Source organism: Achromobacter sp. SIMBA_011, assembly GCF_046535435.1.
Lineage (GTDB): Bacteria > Pseudomonadota > Gammaproteobacteria > Burkholderiales > Burkholderiaceae_B > Achromobacter > Achromobacter dolens.
This window is the reverse complement of record NZ_JAWRWN010000009.1, coordinates 129115-151856: the sequence shown is the minus strand read 5'-3', so window position 1 is coordinate 151856 and position 22742 is coordinate 129115. Positions and strand designations below refer to the sequence as shown.

The window sequence follows — 22742 nt, the reverse complement described above, 5'->3', positions numbered from 1 at the left end:
AATCCTCAGTTGGGTGGCGTGGTCACCGCGTTGGCGCCTTGCGCGGTATGGGTATGGGTGTCATCGACCCGCTTGCCGTTGGCCAGGATCTGGCCGATCACGTTGAGCACGCCGGTGATCTGGGCGGTGTTGCCCTGGCCGCCGCTGCCCACCAGTCCCGCCAGATAGCTGAGCAGGCCGTTCACCAGCACCTGTCCGGAAAACTCGGACACCGGCGCGACCACGTCGAAGCCGCCCGGCGCCACGATCTTCACCTTGCCGGCGGCCGGGTCCAGCTCCAGGAAAGTCGAGCCATCGTCACTGCGCAGTTGGGTCGCGCTGGTGCTGACCGCCGGCAGCACACGGGGTTGCGAGCGCACGCCCACGTAGACAAAGCCGTCGGACAGGTCATGCATGCGCATCTCGGTCTGGTCCTGCACCTGGCCAGACAGCCACCAGGCGTCGATGCAGCGCGAGGCAAACACCACCAGGCACTCATCGCCCGGCTTGACCGGAAAGGTCAGCGTGCAATTGCCGCCCGATGGGAAATACACGGGGCAATCCACCAGCAGCGGCAGCGCCATGCTGTGCTGCCGGCCCTCGGGCGTCTTGACCCGCGCTCGGATGGCCGGTTGCGCCGTGCACGTCATCGCCACCGGATCGAAGGCGCCGATGATCGCCGGCATGGCGGTCCAGGTCTGCGCCAGCGCGCCATGCAGCGCCGCGCCGATCGCGGCTTGCGGATCGTTCAAAGTCTCAAGTCGGTTCATGAATCTTCCTGCTGAGATAGGACCTGGCCGTGCGCTACTTGACGACGGCGGCAGGCTGGGCCGCGTCGCCCTCGGCGCCGGCCCGCCCCAGGTCGCCGGGAAACAGGGTGGCGTCGGTGGCCAGGCAAAGGACCTCCGTGTACCACTCGTCGCCGCGTGTGTTGCCGCGGTGCTCGACTTCCATCACGTAGTAGTAGCCGTCGCCGCTGATGCGGCGCTGCTCGCTGCGATCGATTTCGTTCGCGCCCTTGCCCTCGGAGCGGGCCTGGAAGCCATACTCGGCGATGCGGCTGTTGTCCAGATTGACCAGGCCGCCCACGCGGATGCTGGGATTGAGCAACATGCGCAGCTTGATGCCCTTCTCGGTCTGCTCCGGCATGCCGACCAGGCCGCTGTCGTGCGACAGCACGGGCACCGAACCCGGCACATAGGCGGTTTCGGGAACCACCACCACCTTGCCGTCCTGGATGCTCCACAAGGTGTTCGCACTGCCGCAGACATCCTGCAGGTAGTCCCGCACCATGCCGGACATGACGGCCCCGCGGATCGACTTCTTGCCGCCCAGGTCGGGCACGTAGCCCTGGCGCACGCCGTAGGGGTTCATGGCCGAGCACAGCAGCCGCACCTTGTCGGCGCGGTCGCTGCCCTTGGGCACGGTGGCGTTGACCACCGCAAAGTTGTAGGCCTTGTCGCCATCGGCCGCGGTGATTTCCAGCACGGTCTCGGTGTCACCCGAGCCGCCCCATTTGGCGCGCACCACGTTGCCGTGGAAGATCACGCCGTAATTGCCTTCATAGCCGGCCTGCAGCACCACTCGGGTGAATTCGCGCTGCGCCAGGCTGGCGGTTTCACGGCTGGCGTTCATCACCTTGATGGTGGCGGTGTTGGGGGACTTGGCGTCGTTGCGCTTGATGCCGAAGCTGAAGCTCAGCGCCGACAGATCCAGCGCCTCCTCGTCGCCGACGATCAGCGACACCTTCCGGCCCCACTGGCGCACGCCCTCATCGTCATCGACCGGATCGCCGTATACGGCGATCGGCTCCATTGTGGTCGTGTCCGCCATGTCAGTCCGCCACCCAGTAGAGCTTGGCGCCACGGCCCAGGTCGGTGGCCGTCGGCGCGTCGTCGGGCGACTCCGCCCCGGTCACGCGCAGGCCCCCGGCAAAGCCCAGGTGCCGGTATTGCCCCAGCAGGTTCAGGCCCGTCACCAGCGGAATGCCGGACACCAGCGGCTGGCCGAGGTCATCGGCCACGTCCAATATCCAGCCCTCGCGATACTGCAGCGTCAGCCGGTAGTCGTCACCGCCCAGCGAGATGGCGAACACCTGCGGAATCGGCGACAGAGGTATCTCGAAGTAGTTCATGCGGATCTCCTAGTTCCAATGCAGCGAGCCGCCGTTGGGCGCGGCCGCGGGCCGGGACGCTTTCACGCCCAGGTTCTGCCTGTCCGCGGTCTTTTCCTTCTCTTTCTGGTGTGCGTAGGGCGGCAGCGACGTGCTGCGGGTCTGCGCCACGATCACTTCGCGCAGCGTCACGGTCGCGAACACGGCGCCGGAGGTCTCCCGGCTGTTCTCGACCGCGATCTTCTCGATCAGCATGCTGCTGTAGCGGCGCCGGCTGGTGATCACATCCACCGGCTCGCGCGACTCCTGCAGATTGAGCAGCTGCGAATAGATCGCGGTGGCGTAGTCGTCGGCGGCCGCCTTGCCATTGGCCACGTCCCTGGCCCGGGCGCCGCGCAATGCCTCGTACGAGGCATTGCTCCAGGCGCACTTCATGGTCAGCGACAGCGGCAGCTTGAAGGCATGGTCGCTGATCGCCGAGCGGCCATAGGGGCCCGACTCCACCGGATGGCTGGTGATCTTGAGCGTATCGTCGTGCGACTCGGTGATGGTCGCCTGCACCACGATGTCGCCGATCTTCTTCGACAGCAGGCCCACCATGTCGGTGCCCGTGAAATTCGTGTCAGTCATAGGAACCCTGCAGGTTGCGCGTCAGGTCGGCATTGACCCGGCTCTGTTGATTGGCCACGGCCGCTCCGGTCGCGCCAGGATCGGCCGACCCATTGACGTAGATGGTGGTGGTGGCATTGACCGACACCGGCGCGGCGGCGGCCGGCGGCGCCAGCGCGGCGCCACCCGCTTCGCCAAGCGCGAAACCGGAGTGGTAATCCCGCCACGGCTCGATCCGGGCACCGTCCATGGGAGGCGGTTGCCAGATGCCTGCGGCCCCGTCGACACGCGGCTCCTGCTGCCCGAGACCCACACCCCTGTCGCCTTGCAGCGACTTCAGCGTGCCGTCCCCGAGCGTGCTGGGATACAGGCCCAGCCCCACTCCCGCCGCCACCGGCGATATCGCCACGCCGCGGGCCAGGCTCTTGGCGCCGTCGACGATGCGGCCGATCCACGAACTGGCGGAGGCCCACAGTGACTGCCCCCATTGCAACGCGGTGGCGCCGGCCGCCTTGACGCTGTCGACCACGAGCGCGCCGCCGCGCGCGGCCATATTTCCCATCCAGGACCAGACCGCGCTGGCCATGTTGCCCATCTGGGTGACGACCGTCCGTCCCATCGAGGTCATTCTGCCGAACACGCCGCCCACGAAATTGCTGGTCGCCGTCCAGGCACGGCTCACAAAGCCGCTGATCCGGCCAGGCAGCGCGGCCAGCTGCGTGCCCAGCCCGCCGATGATCGAGCGCATGCCGCCCAGTCGCGAGACCAGGCCCATCAAGGCCCCCACCACGCCACCGCCGCCCAACATCAGGAAGCCGCCGACCAGCACCAGGAGCTGCGAACTCAAGCCCCCGGTCAGCCCGTCGAGCCAGGTGATCAGGCTGATCACCGGCCCCAGCAACGACATGATCGACAGCACGAAATTGCCGACCTCGCCCAGCCGCTTGCCGGCCGTCTGGCCGTTCTCCTTGAACCAGGCCGAAATGCCGTCGAGCGTCTCCTGCAGCTTCGGGCCCATCGTCAGGAGCGCCTGCGCGAACATCGCGTTGACGGAGCCGCTCAATTCACGGATGGTGCCCATCAACTGATGGGCGCGTTCACCGGCCGCCTCGACGGTGCTGTTTTCCTGGGCATCGCGCTGCACCGACAGGCGCTGCCCGAACTCGGGATCGCGCAGGGCTTCCATGACGCCTGGTTCCAGCCCCAGGCTCTGGCCCGTCGCCCGGGCCTGCGCCGGATCCATGCGCTTGAGCGCGTCGCTCAGCTCCAGCATCAGGTCGGCGCTGTTGCGCTGGGCGCCCGCGCCATCGCTCGACGAGATGTGCAGCTGTTCCAGCAGCGCGGCGATCTTGGGATCGTCGCGCACGTTGCGGTGCAGCGCCTGGGTACTGTTGCGCATCGCTTCGACGGAGACTCCGAAGTCCTGCGCCACCGCCTCCAGCGCCCGCATGTCCCGGCCCGATGTGCCGCCCAGCTTGGCGGCGAAATAGCCTTGCTCGAACTGGGCGATCTTGTTTTCGGCGAAGTCGACAACGCTCTTGGCCCGCCCCGCGAACACCGCCAGCGCGTCGGCCAGGCTCTGCTTGCGCGAGTCGCCGACCGCCTGCTTGAGGTCCTTCAGGTCGTCCTTGTCGATCTTGAATATGCCGATCAACCCCGACGGGTCGATGGGCACGGTTGTATTAGCCATTTTTTTCTGCCATGTGGCGGCGGTACGCTTCCGCCTTGTTGTCTGCCCGCACCGACAACGCGTCGTTCAGCAGCGCGATGTCGGCCAGGTCCAGGGTGCCGTCCTTGAGGGACTCGTACTTGCAGAGCCCCTCGAGGACTGGCGCCAGCAACCAGTCCTCGCCACCGGGCAGGCTCTTCAGCCAGCCTGTGTCGCCTCGGGGCTGCCGGTCTGGCTGGTAAGCAGCCCTTGAATAAAAGGCCCGAGGCTTGCCACGATGACGCGCACCGCCAGCGGCAGCATCACCGCCAGGTCGATGTCCTGGAACATCGGCACGCGCTGGCTTGCCGACCAGATGGCGGTCCAGCCATGCTCCTGCCGGCGCTGGACCACCTGCATGCAGGTGTCCAACACATAGTCGGCGTCCTCGTCCTTCATCGCCGCCAGGCCGTCGGCCAGCGGTTGCAGGACATCGGCCATGCCGCCCGGATCCTCGGTGATCCCGCGCCCGCCCGCCGCGAGGCGGACGAACACGGGGATCAGCGTAGGAACGATCGGAGCGATGCGGCGCGACACGTGGAACTGTTGCTTGGCGCTCAGTTTCCCGATGGAGTACCGGTGGCCGTTCAGATCAAGTTCCTGCGACATGGCTTAGTAGGTTCCCAGGATCGTGTCGATCTTCGCGGCGTCGAAGGTCCACTTCACCACGTCGCCGTCCTTCTTGTAGGTCAGGTCGGGCTTCTTGCTGAAGGCGCACGAACGGCACGCCGTCACGTCGCCCGTGGCCGGGTTGGTGATGGTGATCAGGTTCTTGCCCCACAGGCGGCTGTCCAGCGACTGGGCGTCGTACAGGGCCTGCAGCTGGGCGTTGACGGGCGAGGTCTTCAGGTAGCTCAGCGTCACGGTGCCGCTCTTGTCGGCGCGCAGCGTGTGCATGACCTCGCCATCGGCGCCCACCGTCATGGCGCTTTTCTCGGCCTTGGCGGCGATGGCGATGCCCTCATCGGCCACGCCCGAGCCGGAGCCCAGCGAAATCGCCCCGCCCGGGCCCACGAGACTGGCGCTGATATCAGCGAACGAATAGGTAGACATCTGCTACTCCTGATTAGCGGTTGACCGTGACCAGAACGTCGACGGTGTGGATGGCGCCGGCTTCCTTGGCGGCGACCTGGAACGGGACGGCCTTGCGCGCTTCGCGGTCGGCCTGCGACTGGGTGGCGATCGCCGGCGCGTAGACGTAGTAGCCCTTGGCCAGCGTGTCGCCCTGCTTGAGGGCGCCGAAGCCGGCCGAGTTCCACACGCCCGGGGCCAGGTAGCCGTTGTTGACGGCGGCCTCGCACGCGGCCTCGATCACCGAGGCGATCAGTTGGTTGCCGGCGTCGGTCTGCGGCACCTTGGTCGGGCTGGTGTACAGCAGGTTGTAGACGTCGGTCTGGACGCGGTTGCGGAACCAGATCGCGTTGTAGACCGAGTCGATGAAGATGCCGCTGGGCGTCACACCGTACTGGATGATGGCCGTGTCGTTGTCGTAGTTGACGAACACGTTGCAGTTCTTGGCTGCCAGCGTGTCGGCCTGGCTGCTGCTCAGGGTCTCGGCGACGATGCCGGGCTCCTGCTTGTACATCAGCGTGATGGTGGTGTTGTTGGCGTTGAAGTTCACCGTCAGCAGGCGGCCCAGCAGCGAGGCCACCGCGTACGGGCTGGCGCTGGAGAACTGCACGATCGAGTACTTGTACTTCAGCGCCTTCAACTGGCTGGCGATGTCGTCGTGGTGGGTCGGATCGAGCACCTGCGGCGCCTGGGTCGACACGCCGTACAGGTGGCGCTGGTCGGCCTCGATCAGGCCGGCCACGGCCAGGTGCTGGGCGTCGGTGATGTCGGCATCGGCGAAGGCCAGGCCCAGGAACTTGTTGGCGAAGCGGTCCAGGAACAGCGACACGGCGTCCACCGGGGTTTCGGCCACGATGCCGGCGACGGGCGCCGAGGCCTTGCCCGCGGTCAGGCCCAGCATCGACGAGATGTCGGTGCCGGCGCCCGCGGCCGTGGCGTAGCCCAGCGTCGAGGTCGCGCCCGAGGTGTTAGAGGTCACGACGAACTGCGAGCCGTTCCACAGCACCGAGGCCGACGCCAGTGCCGTCGAGATGATCGACGCGACCCCGTTCAGGTTGGTGGCGCCGGAGAAATCCAGGCCGTTGACCGTCTTGGCGGTGCCGTCGACGGTCAGCGTGAAGGCGCCCGCGGTCACCGCGGACCATGCCGACATCTGCTTCTCGGCGGCCGACAGCACGGCGCCGCGCAGCGTGGCCGAGGTCGCGCCCTTGGCCCAGCGGCCGATGTACAACTGCGAGGGCTGGGGCGTCTGCTGGAAGTACAGCAGGGCCGCGCGGTACTCGGGCGCGCCGGTGCCGAAGTCGGCGGCCACGGCGTCGATGCCGCCATAGGAGCGCATGCGCTCGCCGGTGTCGATGACCGCGGACGAGCCCAGCAGCAGGGCGGTGTTCAGGCTCGCGCCCTGCGCCGCGAGCGGCGACATGTTGATCGTGACGTTGATCAGGCGTGATACCGGCAATCCATTAGCCATGGTAAATCCCTTAATCTGCAAGGTGGTTGATGTTGTCCGTCGGGGACAGCGACGCGGCATGCGTCGTGACTTGCGCCGACAGGAGATTCAGGACCGGATAGCTGCGCGCGACCCGGCGCGCAAAACGCAGGGTCATGTCGAACTGCCGTATCCACTGCTGATTCACCAGTTCGTGCATGGCCACGATCGGCCCCGCGCCGCTCACCGCCATGCCTTGCGCCAGCAAGGGCTCGCGGTTCTGCGGCACGGCGGCGCCGTCGCGCAGCAGCGCCGCGTGGCGCAGCGCGCGCGGCCCGAACATCGAGCAAAGCACCTCGATGTGTTCGTGCCGAACGTATGAATCAGATCCTTCTCCGGCCGGGTCGTGGGTGACGACCGGACCGGCGTCCGCGGTTTGCGACCGGATGTCCATCAGGCACCAGGTCTCGGTCTGCGCGGGCGGTTCCACGCCGGCGGCAGGCCAGCGCGTACGAACCAGGTCAAGGGGCAGGCCGGCCACGCCGGCGATGAACCCTTGGAACAGCGCCTCGAGCTCGGCATCCTCCAGGGGCGGAGAAATGGCGATCGGCGCCAGGTAGCCGCCGGTGGCCGAACTGTTCGCCATGCGTCGCTCCTTTGTCGTGTTGAGATGCCCGAGGGCGGGTTTGGGGGAATCCAGAGGCCTGGAGGCGGAACGCCGACTTTGCTGCGCCATCGGCGCGGTGCCGCGTTGCGTGATGCGTGCGGCCGGGTTGCGGCGGATTCCGGCTGTCGCCCACCGGGCTGCCGCCTCGAGCCATTCCAGGTCACCGCGGGCGGGAGAAAGGCCCGGTCATGGAAGGAACGGCGAGGCGGCAGGCCGCTGGGCGCCGCCTTGCGGGCGGCGCCTAACAAAACGCCCCGCGCTCTCGAAGAGAACGCGGGGCGCGCAAATGAAAAAGGCCCGCCAGTGGCGAGCCTGTATCGGAGAACTGCGAAGAACATGAGGGACGCGCATCCGGCGATTCATCCGCCTTCCGGCGCGTTGGCCGGGCACACGTACCCTCTCATAAATAAGGCCCGCTGTAGGCGGGCCTGGTTTGTTTGCTGTTTGCTTGCTACTTGCTACTTGCTACTTGCTACTTGCTACTTGCTACTGCTCGATTGTCGCGATCCGCTTGTTGCCTGCGGTGTTTTCGGTGTACTCGCCGCGTACTTGTTGCTGCCTGCAAGGGGCGTCGATATGAACCGCAACGCCATGAACGAATTGTCGCGCACCGTCTGCCGCCGAAGCAATCCCGGCATGTCGCACTGCGTTGCGCCGATAACTGACGGCGCGTTCACACGAACGTACCCTCTCATAAAAAAGGCCCGCGGTAAGCGGGCCTGATTCTCCAGCATTCCAGCGCATCGGCGCCTGGACGGATCGTCGGCGGGAAGCGCGACGACATGGATGCATTCTGCCGCCGCATCAGGCGTGCAGGCAATCCCCCTCGCGTCGCACTTCGCCCCAGACGTAGGTCAGCGAGTTGCGCGCATGCTCGATGCGGGCCACCTGGCCGCCCTCGTGCAGGGCTTCGAGCACGCGCAGGATCGCCTGTCGCATTGCGTTGCGTTCGCGCCGCGTCAGCTCGCGTGCGCCGGACGCGCCGCGCACCAGTTCGGCCATGCGCCACGGACGCCCCGGCGCCGCCGCCATGAGGTCCAGCACTTCGGTTGCATATTTCATCGGGATGCCTCCCCGCCAAGACGCTTATCCATGCTTTTTTTCCTTGATGCAAGCTTGCCGTTCGTCATGTCCCCGGAAAGGCTGGCGGGTGAAAATCGCTACCTTGGTAGCGATGAATGGGCCACATGCCGGTCACCCCCCCCATCGCCACGGACGTGGCGGCCAGCCCCGTCGTATCCGCACAAGCCGCAAGCCGCTTGATCGAAGACTTGCGGTCGGCCCGACTATCTCCGGGATGAAAGTCATGGTAGCGAGTCGCTACCGAAAAATCAACAGCGAATCGCTACTGTACTTTCGGGTAGCGGATTGCTACTATCGCTACCATGGACATCCGCTCGATACGACTGAACAACCTCAAATACGCCGTGCACGAGGCCGGGGGCGTCGACCGCCTGGCCGAACGCGCTGGCGTCAGTCGCAAATACCTCGACCAGATCCTTCAAGGGTTCCAGGGCAGGCGCGACAAAAACCCGCGCCGGGTCGGCGACGCGCTGGCCGCCAGGCTGGCCGCCGGCCTGGGCCAGCCCGCCCACTGGATGGACCTGCCGCACCCCGATCTGTGGCGCGAACTCTCGCCCGATGTCGTGGCCGACGAGCCCACGGGCCGGCTTGCCTCCTTTCACCCCGCGCGGCTGGGCCGGCCCGACCACGGCAACGTCCTCATCGCGCAGTTCGACACCGGCGGCGCCATGGGCAACGGCCTGGAGCTGCGCGACCAACCTGGCGTCATCCAGAGCTGGAACGTCAGCCCGGAATGGCTGCAGAAGAACGTGCGCGGCTTTTCCGCCTCGAAGAACCTGTGCATCGTCACCGGGTTCGGCGACTCCATGCGCCCCATGTTCAATCCCGGCGATCCCCTGATCGTCGACCGTGGCGTGCAGGCCGTCGAATACGACGCCATCTATTTCTTTCGCGTCGGCAGCGAAGGCTTCATCAAGCGGCTGCAGCGCATCCCCACCGCCGCCGGCCTCGTGGTCCGGGCCAAATCCGAGAACACCAAGTACGATGCCTGGGACATCACCGAAGGCATGGATTTCGAGGTCTTCGGCCGCGTGCTGAAGGTCTGGCGCAGCGAGGACTTCTAGCCCCATGGCAATCCCATCGCGCCTGTCGGCGCCCGAGAAAACAATCCTGATCCATGGCGCGCTCGGCGCACTGCTGGCCCTGGCGCTGCATGCGGCGCTGTTGAACCGCGCGTGGCCATGGCACAACCCGTTCGCCACCCTCTTCGCGATCCAATGGATCTGGCTGGTGCCACTGGCCGGCGCCATGCTGGCGGGCATGCGTTCGGGCAGGCGCTGGCTGCTGGCGCTGGCGGCCTACGGCGTGGCCCTGCCGGCGCTGAATGCCTACGGGCTGGTGACGCTGCAGGGCTGGCAGCCCGCCGCCTACACCGACAGCGGCCCCCGGTCGCTGGCGACGCTGATCACCGCCGCCAGCGGCTTCATGCTGCTGCCGCTGATCCAGGCGCTCGATCCATCCCGACCCGGCTGGGACTATCCCGCCGTGTTCCGCGCCGCGTGGCGCAATACCGTCAAACTGGCGTTGGCGGGCGGCCTGACCCTGGCGGTCTGGTTGCTGTTCTGGGCCGCCAGCGCCATGTTCGGCATGATCGGCATCGCCGCGGTCGGCCAGGTCGTCAAATCCACCCGCTTCCTGCTTGGCGTCATGCCGCTGGTGCTGGCGGTCTGCCTGGTGGGCGTGCACCGCCGCCCGCAACTGGCGGACACGCTGCAGCGTTCGTGGCTCACGCTGACCGCGTGGCTGCTGCCGCTGGTCGCGCTGGTGGGTATCGCCTTCGTGCTGGCGCTGGCGGCCCGGCTGACGCTGGACCTGCAGGCGGGCGCCCTGTCGGCCGGCGCGCTGATCGCCTTCAGCGCGCTGTGGATCAAGCTCATCAACTCCGCCTGGCAGGACAGCCCGCAGGCCCCGCCCTTCGGCCCGCGCCTGCGCGCGGTGCTGCGCGTGGCGACGATCGGCCTGCTGCCGCTGGCGCTGGTGGCGTTGTACGGCCTGGTGGTGCGCATCGAGCAGTACGGCTGGACCGTTCCACGCATCTGGGGCCTTTACGCTGCGATCCTGCTGACGCTGTACGCGTTGGGCTATGCCTGGGCGGCGTTGGCGGCGCGGCGCTTCCACACGATCCTGGGCGGCACCAACATCGTCGCGGCGTTCTGCGCGCTCATCATGCTGGCCCTGGCGAACACGCCGCTGCTGAGCCCCGACCGAATCGAGGTCCACAGCCAGGTGCAACGCCTGATCGACGGGCGCATTCCTCCGGAAGAATTCAGCTATCTCTCGGCCGCGCGCGACCGGGGCGAATACGGCCGGCAAGCCATGCGCAAACTGGCCGAGGGCGCCGCCCAGGCGCAATCCCCCAGGATTGCAACGGCGGCCGCCGACGCCCTGAAGGGTCAGTACCATGATTGGGGGCCGCGAGTCACATCCCGGGAACGTTCCCCGGCCAAGCCGGCCAACCTGCAGGCGTATCCGCCGGGCAGCCCGGTGCCGGATGCCTGGTGGCGCTACGCCGCGGCGGAAAATCCCTATGAGGCAGACAGGTGCGTGCGAGCGGAACAGGCCGCGGCCGACAATCCGGCCTTGGGCGGCGCGCGCTGCTGGCTGATCCACGCGGACATCACCGGCCTCGGCAACGACGACCTGGTGCTGTACATACCGCCGCGTGCGGATGCCAGCGCGGGGGGCTACGAAGCGTTCCTCACCTATCAAAGACTGGGCGACGACACGTGGGGCCTCGTGTCCTCCAAGAGCAACCGCAAGTCCGAACACGGTCCGGACGTGGACATCGTCAATGCGCTGGCGCAAGGCCAGGTGCGCACCGAACCACGCCAGGATCGCGACCTGATCGTCGGCGGGCGCCGCCTGCCACTGCGCTGAACGGCGTGGGGCGGGCGCTCCCGAGGCAGCTCGTGCGCGTCGCGCCGACAGCCTCGGGCATGAAGGTTACGGCTTTTCTTCCAGGTCCGGCGTGCCGGCGAACTGGCTCTTGAGCAAGGTCAGCGCGCCCTTTTCCGCCAGCGCCTCATTCGGGAACACGTTCTTGGTGTCTTCCAGCACGGGAAAGCCGAAGACGCGGACGCGGGCGTGGTAGCCCTCGGGGGTTTCGGCCAGTTCGATGTCGAAGTTGCGTTCTTCGATCCAGCCCGACTTGTGCAGTTTCCAGTCCATATCCGACGTGCTCCTGGTAAGAGAAGGAAAGGCGCGCTGCCGGCGTGCGGCCGGCAGCGGCGTTGGCGCGTGGCGCCGGCCCGCGAAGACCGGCGCCATCACAACCTTACACCGGCCGCGCTGACGGCGGCTTGACCGGCTGCAATGCCTTCAATCCGCCTTCTCGGGCGAGGGCGGGGGCGACGGTTCGGCCGGCTCGACGACGGCCTCGGCGGGAGGCGAGAACAGGTCCCAGGAGGCCATGAACAACGCGGCGATCAGCGGCCCGATGACGAAGCCGTTCAGGCCGAACAGCGCCATGCCGCCCAGTGTCGAGATCAGCACGACGTAGTCGGGCATCTTGGTGTCCTTGCCCACCAGGATCGGACGCAGCACGTTGTCGACCATGCCGATCACCAGCACGCCGAACGCGATCAACACCACGCCCTTGATGGTCGCGCCCGTCAGCAGGAAATAGATCGCCACCGGCGCCCAGATCAGCCCCGCGCCCACCGCCGGCAACAGCGACAGAAAGCCCATGATGACGCCCCACAGCAGCGCCCCCTGGATGCCCAGGATGGAGAAAATGATGCCGCCCAAAGCGCCCTGCGACGCCGCCACCGCGATATTGCCCTTGACCGTGGCGCGCACCACCGTGGTGAACTTGCGGAACAGGTGATGCTTGTGCGTGTCGCTGAGCGGCACCGCGCGCTTGACGCGCTGGGCCAGTTGCGGCCCGTCGCGCAGCAGAAAGAACAACAGGTACAGCATGATGCCGAAGCTGATCACGAACTGGAACGTGTCCTGGCCGATGCTCAGGGCCTGCGTGGCCAGGAACTGGCTGGCCTGCATCGCGCCCGCGCTGAGCTTTTCCTGCAGGCTGGGGATATCAGCCAGGTCGAACCGCGCCAGAATGTCGTGTACCGAAGGCGGCAACGCCTCCATGGCCTGCTGGAAGTAGGCGCCGAAGTTGATCTGCCCCGACTTGATGCTCTGGTAGAGGTTCGCGCCCTCGCTCACCAGCGAACCGCTGATGACCACCAGCGGCAGGATCACCAGCAGCAGCACCAGCGCCAGCGTGATCAGGGCCGCCAGGTTGCGCCTTCCGCCGATGCGCGGCACCAGCCGCCGTTGCAGCGGCGCGAATAGGATGGCCAGGATGGCGCCCCAGAACACCGCGCCGTAGAACGGCCACAGCAACCAGCCGAACGCGATGGAGACCACCACCAGCAGGAGCAGGAAAGTCCGGTAATGCAAGCTTGAGGATTGGCTCATGTTCCGTCCAAGGCGCGGCATGCGCCGCGAGACCCGCATTGTACTAAGGGCCTGCCGGCGGCCTGTCTAGAGGCCGGTGCCCAGGGGCCTGCCGCGCCACCACGGCGCGGGCCTGTTCCAGCGCCCCGGATTGCGCATTCAGGCCCTGCAACCGCCGATTCAGCTCCTGCTGCAGCGATGGCGTGGCGACCTTGGCCTGCCCGTCCGCGAGCGTGATGTCGCCGGCATGGGTGGCAACGAAGTCGGCCACTCCCAGCGCCTCGCGCGCCACCGTGTCCATCCTGCCCGCGGCGTCAAGCAACTCGGCCGCGGGGGCCGTGACCGCCTCGTCGTACACACCGTCGTAGACCGACGCGAGATCCGGCGCCAGCTCCATGCCGCCGCGCGCCGTGTCGGCGCGGGCCCGGGCAGCCTGCAAGCCGCGAGCGCTGTCGGCAAGCGTCACGCGTGCGTCGCTCAGCGCCTGGCGCCGCCGCACGATGTCGTCGACCGATTGAATGCGCTCGGCCGCCAGCACCGGGCCCAGCGACGTCGCGGTCTTGGCCAGGGCGTCCTGGAAGTCGGTGATGACCGCATAGGCATCGCGATAGCGGCCGATGGCGTCCGACTCGGCCTCGCTCAGCGCGCCGATCGGCGCCAGCGCGCCAGCGGCGATACGTTGCTGCAGCAGACCGATGAAGGCGGCCCGCTCCTGCGGCTCGCGATTGCCGCAAGCCGTCAGCACCAACGCCATGGCCGCCGCCAGGGTGGCCAGGCAGATCCGCAGCATTGCCATGCCCTTGCTCCTTGCGTAGTCCGTTGCCGCGCGGCTATCGGCCCGCCACGCGGCCGGTGCCCCCGGCCAGATTATCCCGAAGCATCCGCCGCCTGCCGCCGGCGGGCGGATTTTGTTGCCATCGAAGCGATATGACACAGGCGGCCCGGCGCGCTCAATCGGGCAACGCCAAACGCATCGCGCAGCGGCGGGCAGGATCGAATCCCGCGGCCGCCTCTTCCCGCAGCCGCGCGCGCAATGTCGGCGTCAATTGCGCCGCGGGCACTTCGACAAAACCGTGCCGCCGGTAGAACGGGCCATTCCAGGGCAATTCCCGGTCCGTCGTCAGGACGACCGAGTCGTACTCCCCCGCCGCCCGCGCGACCACCGCGCGCAGCAGCCCGCCGCCCAGGCCTTGGCCCTGCCAAGGCCTGGAGACCGACATTTCCAACAGAAACAGGTCGCCGTCCATCGGTTGCGCCAGCGCGAATCCCACGGGCCGGTCGCCGGCGTCCGCCGCGACCCACAGCAATCCCGCTGCGGCCGCATGCGCCAGCGTCGCTGTTGGCAGGGTTTCCCCCGTGGCCGCCCAGGCCATGGGCGTGCCGAGAAAGCGCTCGGCGGCGGAGCGCTCGATGTCGGGCAGCAAAGCAAGGTCGGCAGGATGGGCGCGTCGGATCATGGGGCGTCAGTATGCCCCAGGCAGGCGGGCGGGGCCTGTCGTTACCCCCTAGAATGTCGGTTTGCCGGCCCGCCAGGGCCGCCCTTCCTCCTAGCCATCCCACGGAATGACTCAAGACGTTTCCCCCGACACCTGGGGCTTTGCCCAGCCCGACTGCCGCGGCGCCGCCGCGCTGCTGTATTTCATGAGCGACCTGGCGCGCGTGGCCAACCAGTACCTGCGCCCCGGCCGCCTGAGCCAGGAAGCGCTGGCCGACGCCCAGAAGGCTGTGGACGCGCTGCTGGAGCGCTATGTCGAGATCGAAGCCGCCCCCGAGGCCTTTGATGGCGAACGCGTCGAACTGGCCCTGGAGACCGACACGCGCCCGGACGGTTCGACCGCCGCCCAGGTCGCGTTGCGGATGTCGCCGCGGCTGGAAGGCCTGATCATCGAAGCCCAGCGACAGGCGGCGGGCCCCACCAGCCACTGACAGGGAATCGCAGGCGTGTCGACGCCCCCTCGCCCGCGCTCCCTCTCGGTGCGACATGCCTGCTCCATCCAAAAACCCTTGCAAAATCACGGAACTAGATATAGACTCATTGATTGAGCCGAAAAGTGCTGGAAAAAGTACGGGAAGCGGCTCATATATTTGGCTCATATAGAGCTGCCCGATTGGCATCGTTATCGTTGCCCAACTGACTGGCCCGATATTGGCCTGATTTTCGGTTGTTCGCTTTGCCACGCATTTGGCATTTGGCCCGCTTGCCGGGCGCTTGCAAGAAATCCTTCCCTGGGTCCGGTTTTATCCGTTCTGCGACAGATAACCCTAACAACGCAGACTCGATTGATGCCATCATGATGAATGGCAAGATCATCCCGCCCAGGTTTTCGTCTTACGACAAACATTGCAGTTTTCTGATCATTTCGGCCTGATCGTTTCGGCCTGATCGAAAACCCTTATCCGCGGCCTTATCGGCGCGGTAAACCCGCGGCAACCCGCGGTAACCCCGCAGTAACCCCGCAGTAACCCATTCGCGGCGGCGACCCAACGCCACCGCCCGCCAGGAACGCCGTCCGTCATTGACCGACGCGGCCCGGCAACAAGCCGCAGGCGCATGCCCGCGGTCAGTACCTCCGCCACCGGCGTGACGCGCAACGCAAACCATGAGAATGCGCAAAACGCCGGCAACGGAGATGCGTTAGTGTCATGCATGACTCGGCACGCGAACAGGACGCGACGCGACAACGCCCGCGCCCGGTCCTCGCGGCATGCAATGCACGGCAATCCCATAACAAGAACTTGAAAGAGAACAACACCATGAATACTCGTTTCACGACCTCGGACCTGATCCGACGCCCGGCCCATACCAAGCTGGACAACATGCCGATCCACATCGGCGACATCGTTTATCTGCAACCGGCCCACGGCCCCGCCATTCGCGCCGCCGTGATCTTCAACGCGCCGATCGACGGCACGACCACGTACACCACCGAAGTGGTGCCGTGCGGGGCAGTCGCGCAAAAGGCGCCCGGCCAGCGCATCCGCTTCCGTCACGAGCACGTGCACCGCATCGAACCGGTGCGTCGCGCCGCTCGCTGAGCTAGCGCAAACCCGCCGCGGTCATGCCGCGGCGGCTTCATTTGTGCGTGATAAAGTCGCAGGCAACGCAGTCATCGCCCGACCATCATGCAAAACAACCGGCTTGCCATCCGCATCTGGGACCTTCCCACCCGCCTCTTCCACTGGGCGCTCGTCGTCTGTATCGTCGGCGCCTTCGTCAGCGTCAAGCTGGGCGGTCTGTACATGGATTGGCATGTGCGCTTCGGCTGCGTCGCGCTGGGCCTGATCATCTTCCGCCTGCTGTGGGGCTTTGTCGGCCCGCGCTATGCGCGCTTCGCGCAGTTCGTGCGCGGCCCGCGCGCGGTGGCCAGCTACCTCAAGGGCGCGGCCGCGCCCGCCGGCCACAATCCGCTGGGTGCGCTGTCGGTGCTGGCGCTGCTGCTGGTGATCGGTTTCCAGGCCGTGAGCGGCCTGTTCACTACCGACGACATCATGACCCAGGGCCCGCTGTTCGGTCACGTCAGCGAATCCACCGCCAGCCTGCTGACCTCGTGGCACAAGCTCAACGAATGGGTCATCATCGGCCTGGTCGCCCTGCACTTGCTGGCCGTGGCCTGGTACGCGCTGGTGCGGCGCAAGCGGCTGGTGCGCGCCATCATCACCGGCAATGTCGACCCGAAAGACGTCCCGGCCGGCACCCCGCCGACCCAGGACGGGTTCGCAATCTGGCTGCGCGCCCTGATCCTGGGCGCCTGTGTCACCGGCCTGGTGCTGTGGATTCGCTCGCTGGAGATCGCCGCGGACATGTCGTTCTCGTAGCTGTCCGGCTCGCGCAGGGCCCGACAACCAAACCGCGCGCCAAAAGAAAAGCCCCTCGTTCGAGGGGCTTTTCGCATGCGACGGATGCGCCACGGAGGGCGCGGCCGGCTTACTTCTTCTTGCGGTAGGCGTCGTGACAGGCCTTGCAGCTCGCGCCCACGTCGCCGAAGGCGGCGCGCAGCTTGTCCAGGTCGCCGGCGTCGGCGGCGGCCGACAGCTTGACGATGTTGTCCTGGAACGCCTGCTGCTTCTGCTTGAAGCCGGCCGCGTCGCTCCAGATTTCCGGACGGGCATCGCCGCCTTCCGTGCCCGCGCCGAAAGCCGTCCACGGCAGCGCCGACAGGGTCTTGAGCACTTCGACGTTGGCCTTGATCTGGGCCGCGTCGTAGGGCGCCTGGCCCTTGATCACCGGCGTCATGCGGCCGAAGTGCGATGCCATCAGCGTCAGCGCCGACTGGCGGTACTTGACGGCGTCTTCGGGCTTGGCGAACTGCGCCTGGGCCGAGGTCGCCAGCAGCGACCCGACGGTCATACAGGCCAGCGCGGCGAGCGTGGACAACTTCTTCATTGCAATCTCCCGTAAGTACAACAAGAATGCCGCGCGCCCGGCGCGCGGCAAGGCGACTATACCGCCCGGGCCAGGTCCGCGGCCAGGCCGATATACGAACGCGGGGTCATCGCCAGCAGGCGCGCCTTGGGTTCGTCCGGCAGGGCCAGGCCCTGGATGAATTCTCGCAGGGCTTCCTCGGTGATGCCCTTGCCGCGCGTCAAGGCCTTGAGCTGTTCGTACGGCTGCGGCAGACCATAGCGGCGCATGACGGTCTGCACCGGCTCGGCCAGCACTTCCCAGCAGGCGTCGATGTCGGCGTCGATCGCGGCAGTATTGACTTCCAGCTTGCCCAGGCCCCGCATGCAGGCGTCCCAGGCCACCAGGCAATAGCCCAGGCCCACGCCCAGGTTGCGCAGCACGGTGGAGTCGGTCAGGTCGCGCTGCCAGCGGGAGATCGGCAGCTTGTCGGACAGGTGGCGCAGCACGGCGTTGGCCAGGCCCAGGTTGCCTTCGGAGTTTTCGAAGTCGATCGGGTTGACCTTGTGCGGCATGGTCGACGAACCGACCTCGCCTTCCTTCAGGCGCTGCTTGAAGTAGCCCAGGGCAACGTAGCCCCAGATGTCGCGGTCCAGGTCGAGCACGATGATGTTGGCGCGCACGATGGCGTCGAACAGCGCCGACATCCAGTCGTGCGGTTCGATCTGGATGGTGTGGCGGTTCTGGGTCAGGCCCAGGCCGGCGAGCACGCGCTGGCTGAAGGCGGGCCAGTCGATTTCGGGGTACGCCGACAGGTGGGCGTTGTAGTTGCCGGTGGCGCCGTTGAGCTTGGCCAGCGGCTCGACCGCTTCGACCGCGGCGATGGCGCGGTTCAGGCGCGCCGCGACGTTGGCGAATTCCTTGCCCAGCGTGGTCGGGCTCGCAGGCTGGCCATGGGTGCGCGACAGCATCGGCTGGTTGGCCTGCGCCACGGCCATGTCGTTGAGCTTGGCGGCGATTTCACGCAGGCGCGGCAGCACCACTTCGCTGCGGGCGCGCGACAGCATCAACGCGTGCGAGGTGTTGTTGATGTCCTCGGAGGTGCAGGCGAAATGGATGAATTCGGCCGCGGTGGCCAGCTCGGCGTGGTCGGCGACCTTTTCCTTGAGCCAGTATTCAACCGCCTTGACGTCGTGGTTGGTGACGCGTTCGATGTCCTTGATGCGGGCGGCGTCGGCCTCGGAGAAGTCGCGCACCAGTTGCTGCAGGCGGGCGCGGGCTTCCTGGGAGAAGGCGGGCAGTTCGGGCAGGCCGGCATCGGACAGGGCCACCAGCCAGGCCACCTCGACTTCGACGCGGTGCGCCATGAAGCCGGCCTCGGAGAGCAGCCCGCGCAGCGCGTCGCCGCGGGAGGCGTATCGGCCATCCAGTGGCGAAAGGGCGTTAAGTTGGCTAAGCTGGTCGGCGATTTGCATGGTCTGGGAAAGAAAAAGCGGCGGATGGGAAAACCCGGCGATTTTATCATTCAGGGCCGCGCAACATTGTGGCAAACTGGACGGGATTCCGTCCCGCGGACGGTTTGGCCGTCATGCGGCCTGCTATACTTCGGCCGCTTTCCGACTCCGCTTGTGAATCCATGAAACTGATCGGCTCGCTTACCAGTCCATACGTGCGCAAGGTGCGTATCGTCATGGCCGAGAAAAAGCTGGATTACCGGCTCGAACTCGAAAACGTCTGGTCCGCCGACACGCAGATCCAAACGTACAACCCCCTCGGCAAGGTGCCCTGCCTGGTCATGGAAGATGGCGGCGCCCTGTTCGATTCGCGCGTCATCGTCGAATACCTGGACACCTTGTCCCCCGTCGCCCGCCTGATTCCGCAGCCGGGCCGCGATCGCGCGGCCGTCAAGTGCTGGGAAGCCATCGCCGATGGCCTGCTGGATGCGTGCGTCACCATCGTCAAGGAAAAGCAGCGCCCCGAGGCGCAGCGCAGCCCCGAATGGATCGAACGCCAGTACGGCAAGATCCGCGCCAGCCTGGACGCCATGGACAAGAGCCTGGGCGACAACGCCCACTGCATGGGCATCAACTACAGCCTGGCCGACATCGCCGTGGGCTGTGCCCTGGGCTACCTGGACCTGCGCTTCGCCGAACTCGACTGGCGCGCCAACCACCCCAACCTGGCGCGCCTGTACGACAAGCTGTCGCAGCGCCAGTCGTTCGTGGACACCATCCCCAAGACGGCCTGACGCGCCTCCGGCGCCCACCCGCAACGCTCCGGCCGCCTCGCGCGGCCGGTTTCACGTCCGGCTCAGGCCGAGAATGCCTGGCCGGCCTTGAACAGCATGTAGGCCGCCAGTGCAAACAGCAGGCAGGCGAACACCCGCTTCAGCGTCTGCACCGGCAGGCGGTGCGCCATGCGCGCGCCCAGCGGCGCCGTCAGGACGCTGACGCACACCAGCACCAGCAGGGCCGGCCAGTAGATGTAACCCAGCATGCCGGGTCGGGTCGCGCCCTCGTTCAGGCCCGACACGACGTAACCGATGCTGTTGGCCAGCGCGATGGGAAAGCCCAGCGCCGCCGAGGTCGAGACCGCGTTGTGCAGCGCCACGTTGCACCAGACCATGAACGGCACCGACAGGAAGCCGCCGCCCGCCCCCACCAGCCCCGACAGGAAGCCGATGCCGGCGCCGGCCGCGCTGGTGCCTATCACGCCGGGCATCTGGCGGCTCGGCTTGGGCTTCTTGTTGCGCAGCATGTTCCAGCCGGAATAGCCCACGAACAGCGCGAAGAACAGCGACAGCCACAGGGTGCTGAGCGCCGCGAACACCGCGCCGCCCGACAGCAGGCCGCCCAGGATGATGCCCGGCGCCATGGCCCAGACGATCGGCCATTTGATGGTGCCCTTCTGCTGGTGCGCGCGCACGCTGGAGATCGAGGTGAACAGGATCGAGGTCATCGAGGTGGCGATGGCGGCGTGCACCACCAGGTCGGCCGGCATGCCCTTCCAGGCGAACAGCATCGTCAGGAACGGCACCAGCAGCATGCCGCCGCCGATGCCCAGCAAGCCCGCCGCGAAACCCGCTACCGCGCCCAGCGCCAGCAGGCAAATCACCATCGTTACATCCACATCCCTCTCCTCGTTGTCGGCGTGCGCCGTTTTTCATGAGCCAGGCCCCGCGGACGCGACGCCCGCGGGGCCTGGCTGGAACTGCTATCGGTATGGCGGCGGCCCGTGGCGGGCCGGGTTGCCTAGACGATGATGCCGCCGCCCAGGCAGATATCGCCATCGTAAAGCACCGCGGATTGCCCGGGCGTGACCGCCCATTGCGGCTCGACGAAGTCGAGCGTGAAGCCTGCGGCGGTCGCATCACCCAGCCGGCAAGCCGCATCGGCCTGGCGGTAGCGCGTCTTGGCGCCGTATTCCCCGGCGGCGGGCGCCTGCCCGGCCACCCAACTGACGTCCTGCGCCCGCAGCGAGCCGGACAGCAACCAGGGATGGTCGTGCCCCTGCACCACGTAGAGCACGTTGCGTTCCAGATCCTTGCGCGCCACGTACCAGGCCTCGGCCGTGCCGTCCTCGCGCTGACGGCCCTTCACGCCGCCCACGCCCAGGCCCTTGCGCTGGCCCAGCGTGTAGAACGACAGGCCCTCGTGGCGTCCGACCTTCTGCCCCTCGGGCGTCAGGATCGGGCCCGGCTCGGTCGGCAGGTAGCGGTTGAGGAACTCGCGGAACGGCCGCTCGCCGATGAAGCAGATGCCGGTGGAGTCCTTCTTGGCCGCGTTGTGCAGGCCGATCTCGTGCGCGATGCGGCGCACTTCGGTCTTGTGGATCTCACCCAGAGGGAACAGGGTGCGCGACAGTTGCGCCTGGTTCAGCCGGTGCAGGAAATAGCTCTGGTCCTTGGACCCGTCCAGCGCCTTGAGCAGCTCGAAGCGCGATCCGCCGCCCTCGGCCGCCACTTCGCGCACGCGGGCGTAATGGCCGGTGGCGATGTGTTCGGCGCCCAGCGCCATGGCGTGGTCGAGGAAGGCCTTGAACTTGATCTCGGCGTTGCACAGCACGTCCGGGTTGGGCGTGCGGCCGGCCGAGTATTCGCGCAGGAATTCCGCGAACACGCGGTCCTTGTATTCGGCGGCGAAATTGACGTATTCGAATTCCACGCCGACGAGGTCGGCCACGCTGGCCGCGTCCAGCAGATCCTGGCGGGTGGAGCAGTATTCGGAATCGTCGTCGTCTTCCCAGTTCTTCATGAACAGGCCGACGACCTCGTAGCCTTGCTGCTTGAGCAGCCAGGCGGTGACCGAAGAATCGACCCCGCCGGACATGCCGACGACAACGCGGCCCTTCTTGGTGGATGTTTGACTCATGATGATGCCATTTTACTGTGGGCTGGCCGCGTCCTGCGGCTGCGGCTCGGCCGCCCGCGAGACCTCCATCAGCCAGGTCCGGAACGCCTGCAGCGTCGGCAGGTTGGCCTTCTGGTCCGGGTAGCACAGGTAATAGCCCATGCGCGCGCGGATCGGTAGCTGCATCGCCACCGCCAGCTTGCCGTCGCGCAGTTCGTCCTCGATCAGGCAGCGCGGGATCAGCGCCACGCCGAAACCGGCGGCTGCCGCCTGCGACAGCAGCGCATACTGGTCGAAGCGCGCTCCTTCCAGGCTGCGCCGGCTGTCGCAGCCGGCCTGCTCGAACCAGTCGCGCCAGCCTTCCAGGGCCGAGGTGTGATGCAGCAGGGGGTAGGCCAGCAGGTCCGCCGGCGTGCTACAGCCGCCCGGAATCAGGCGCGGGCTGCAGACCGGCAGGATCTCGCGGCCGACGATGTAGTCGGCGCCGCTGCCCGGCCAGATGCCTTCGCCGAAACGGACGGCGGCGTCCAGTTCGGGCGAGGAAAAGTCATAGCCCTGGCGATGCGGCAGGAATTCCACGTGGATGTCGGGCCGCAGCCGCATGAAAGCCGTGAGACGCGGAATCAGCCAGCGCGCGCCGAAGGTCGGCATACAGGTCAGGTTGAGCGTGCCGCCCTGCCCCTGGTGCGCGATCAGCTCGACGGTGGCGGCTTCGATCTGCCCCAACCCGGCCTGCACCTTGGTCAGATAGCTGCGGCCGGCCTCGGTCAGGACCAGGCCTTGCCTGATGCGCAGGAATAGTTCGACGCCAACGAACTCCTCCAGGTGTTTCACTTGCTTACTCACTGCGCCCTGCGTGACGCACAGTTCCTGGGCGGCGCGGGTGAAGCTGCTATGCCTGGCGGCGACTTCGAAAGCCTGCAGGTCGGTGAGGGAAGGACAGAACCGTCTCATGGGATAGCGCCTCCGCACCGGGGTTTCCGGCAGGCGA

At 67.0% G+C, this 22742-nt stretch carries 26 protein-coding genes; 6 read left to right on the top strand and 20 right to left on the bottom strand.

Features of this window, described 5'->3' with window-relative positions; genetic code table 11:
• Positions 1–5 precede the first annotated feature (5 nt).
• The 11 genes from SB816_RS24990 to SB816_RS24940 form a co-directional block, all read right to left on the bottom strand.
• Entirely contained in the window at positions 6–749 is a 744-nt protein-coding gene (locus tag SB816_RS24990; protein ID WP_054501318.1) for a Gp138 family membrane-puncturing spike protein, read from the bottom strand.
• A 34-nt stretch (positions 750–783) separates the two neighbouring features.
• Positions 784–1812: a phage protein gene (locus SB816_RS24985; protein WP_231132908.1), complete on the bottom strand. Its 1029-nt coding sequence runs from the start codon at positions 1810–1812 to the stop codon at positions 784–786.
• 1 nt (position 1813) lies between these two features.
• Complete coding sequence (locus SB816_RS24980) at positions 1814–2113, bottom strand: phage baseplate plug protein (protein ID WP_054501319.1); 300 nt, start codon at positions 2111–2113, stop codon at positions 1814–1816.
• Positions 2114–2122: 9 nt separating this feature from the next.
• A complete protein-coding gene (locus SB816_RS24975; protein WP_054501320.1) occupies positions 2123–2722 on the bottom strand; it encodes a phage baseplate protein in 600 nt (199 codons plus the stop codon).
• Positions 2715–4391, bottom strand: coding sequence for a phage tail protein (locus tag SB816_RS24970; protein ID WP_410547676.1), 1677 nt, complete (start codon positions 4389–4391; stop codon positions 2715–2717). Before SB816_RS24970 ends, SB816_RS24975 begins: the two co-directional genes overlap by 8 nt.
• A complete protein-coding gene (locus SB816_RS24965; protein WP_006393814.1) occupies positions 4384–4542 on the bottom strand; it encodes a DUF6889 family protein in 159 nt (52 codons plus the stop codon). The genes SB816_RS24970 and SB816_RS24965 overlap by 8 nt, the downstream gene beginning before the upstream one ends.
• Before the next feature lie 26 nt (positions 4543–4568).
• A complete protein-coding gene (locus SB816_RS24960) occupies positions 4569–5018 on the bottom strand; it encodes a phage tail assembly chaperone (protein WP_175142258.1) in 450 nt (149 codons plus the stop codon).
• Positions 5019–5021: 3 nt separating this feature from the next.
• Positions 5022–5462, bottom strand: coding sequence for a phage protein (locus SB816_RS24955; RefSeq protein WP_026384175.1), 441 nt, complete (start codon positions 5460–5462; stop codon positions 5022–5024).
• A 13-nt stretch (positions 5463–5475) separates the two neighbouring features.
• Complete coding sequence (locus tag SB816_RS24950; RefSeq protein ID WP_269874587.1) at positions 5476–6951, bottom strand: DUF3383 domain-containing protein; 1476 nt, start codon at positions 6949–6951, stop codon at positions 5476–5478.
• Positions 6952–6961: 10 nt separating this feature from the next.
• A complete protein-coding gene (locus tag SB816_RS24945) occupies positions 6962–7555 on the bottom strand; it encodes a hypothetical protein (protein WP_049072533.1) in 594 nt (197 codons plus the stop codon).
• An 825-nt stretch (positions 7556–8380) separates the two neighbouring features.
• A complete protein-coding gene (locus SB816_RS24940; protein WP_054501325.1) occupies positions 8381–8638 on the bottom strand; it encodes a hypothetical protein in 258 nt (85 codons plus the stop codon).
• Positions 8639–8961: 323 nt separating this feature from the next.
• On the opposite strand from SB816_RS24940, the gene SB816_RS24935 reads away from it, so the two are divergent.
• Positions 8962–9723, top strand: a complete 762-nt coding sequence (locus SB816_RS24935; RefSeq protein ID WP_054501326.1) for a helix-turn-helix transcriptional regulator — start codon at positions 8962–8964, stop codon at positions 9721–9723.
• Positions 9724–9727: 4 nt separating this feature from the next.
• Complete coding sequence (locus SB816_RS24930; RefSeq protein WP_410547675.1) at positions 9728–11536, top strand: DUF4153 domain-containing protein; 1809 nt, start codon at positions 9728–9730, stop codon at positions 11534–11536.
• A gap of 66 nt (positions 11537–11602) precedes the next feature.
• On the opposite strand, the gene SB816_RS24925 is transcribed toward SB816_RS24930, so the two are convergent.
• From SB816_RS24925 to SB816_RS24910, 4 genes are all read right to left on the bottom strand, one after another.
• Positions 11603–11827, bottom strand: a complete 225-nt coding sequence (locus tag SB816_RS24925) for a hypothetical protein (RefSeq protein ID WP_054501327.1) — start codon at positions 11825–11827, stop codon at positions 11603–11605.
• A 150-nt stretch (positions 11828–11977) separates the two neighbouring features.
• Complete coding sequence (locus tag SB816_RS24920) at positions 11978–13081, bottom strand: AI-2E family transporter (protein ID WP_054501328.1); 1104 nt, start codon at positions 13079–13081, stop codon at positions 11978–11980.
• 43 nt (positions 13082–13124) lie between these two features.
• A complete protein-coding gene (locus tag SB816_RS24915; protein WP_410547674.1) occupies positions 13125–13856 on the bottom strand; it encodes a DUF3053 family protein in 732 nt (243 codons plus the stop codon).
• Positions 13857–14010: 154 nt separating this feature from the next.
• Positions 14011–14517: a GNAT family N-acetyltransferase gene (locus SB816_RS24910; RefSeq protein ID WP_054501330.1), complete on the bottom strand. Its 507-nt coding sequence runs from the start codon at positions 14515–14517 to the stop codon at positions 14011–14013.
• A 106-nt stretch (positions 14518–14623) separates the two neighbouring features.
• Here SB816_RS24910 and SB816_RS24905 point away from each other — a divergent pair, with 106 nt between their 5' ends.
• The 3 genes from SB816_RS24905 to SB816_RS24895 all read left to right on the top strand — a co-directional run bounded on the left by SB816_RS24905 (position 14624) and on the right by SB816_RS24895 (position 16876).
• The gene (locus SB816_RS24905; RefSeq protein WP_410547673.1) at positions 14624–14986 is read left to right on the top strand and encodes a hypothetical protein; all 363 of its coding nucleotides are present in this window, start codon (positions 14624–14626) and stop codon (positions 14984–14986) included.
• 828 nt (positions 14987–15814) lie between these two features.
• Positions 15815–16096, top strand: coding sequence for a hypothetical protein (locus SB816_RS24900; RefSeq protein ID WP_116791106.1), 282 nt, complete (start codon positions 15815–15817; stop codon positions 16094–16096).
• Positions 16097–16183: 87 nt separating this feature from the next.
• Complete coding sequence (locus SB816_RS24895) at positions 16184–16876, top strand: cytochrome b/b6 domain-containing protein (RefSeq protein ID WP_054501332.1); 693 nt, start codon at positions 16184–16186, stop codon at positions 16874–16876.
• A 109-nt stretch (positions 16877–16985) separates the two neighbouring features.
• Here SB816_RS24895 and SB816_RS24890 read toward each other — a convergent pair whose 3' ends face one another.
• Both SB816_RS24890 and purB read right to left on the bottom strand, forming a co-directional pair.
• Complete coding sequence (locus SB816_RS24890; RefSeq protein WP_006393799.1) at positions 16986–17444, bottom strand: c-type cytochrome; 459 nt, start codon at positions 17442–17444, stop codon at positions 16986–16988.
• A 56-nt stretch (positions 17445–17500) separates the two neighbouring features.
• Positions 17501–18877: an adenylosuccinate lyase gene (gene purB / locus SB816_RS24885; protein ID WP_410547672.1), complete on the bottom strand. Its 1377-nt coding sequence runs from the start codon at positions 18875–18877 to the stop codon at positions 17501–17503.
• Positions 18878–19038: 161 nt separating this feature from the next.
• Between purB and SB816_RS24880 the strand changes: the two genes are divergently transcribed.
• Positions 19039–19650, top strand: coding sequence for a glutathione S-transferase (locus SB816_RS24880; RefSeq protein ID WP_054501334.1), 612 nt, complete (start codon positions 19039–19041; stop codon positions 19648–19650).
• A gap of 62 nt (positions 19651–19712) precedes the next feature.
• Here SB816_RS24880 and SB816_RS24875 read toward each other — a convergent pair whose 3' ends face one another.
• The 3 genes from SB816_RS24875 to gcvA form a co-directional block, all read right to left on the bottom strand.
• Positions 19713–20531, bottom strand: a complete 819-nt coding sequence (locus SB816_RS24875) for a sulfite exporter TauE/SafE family protein (RefSeq protein WP_054501335.1) — start codon at positions 20529–20531, stop codon at positions 19713–19715.
• 122 nt (positions 20532–20653) lie between these two features.
• The gene (mnmA, locus tag SB816_RS24870) at positions 20654–21772 is read right to left on the bottom strand and encodes a tRNA 2-thiouridine(34) synthase MnmA (RefSeq protein WP_054501336.1); all 1119 of its coding nucleotides are present in this window, start codon (positions 21770–21772) and stop codon (positions 20654–20656) included.
• A 12-nt stretch (positions 21773–21784) separates the two neighbouring features.
• Positions 21785–22705 carry a transcriptional regulator GcvA gene (gene gcvA, locus SB816_RS24865; RefSeq protein WP_064524172.1) on the bottom strand — a complete coding sequence of 307 codons (921 nt, stop codon included), beginning with the start codon at positions 22703–22705 and terminating at the stop codon, positions 21785–21787.
• Positions 22706–22742 lie beyond the last annotated feature (37 nt).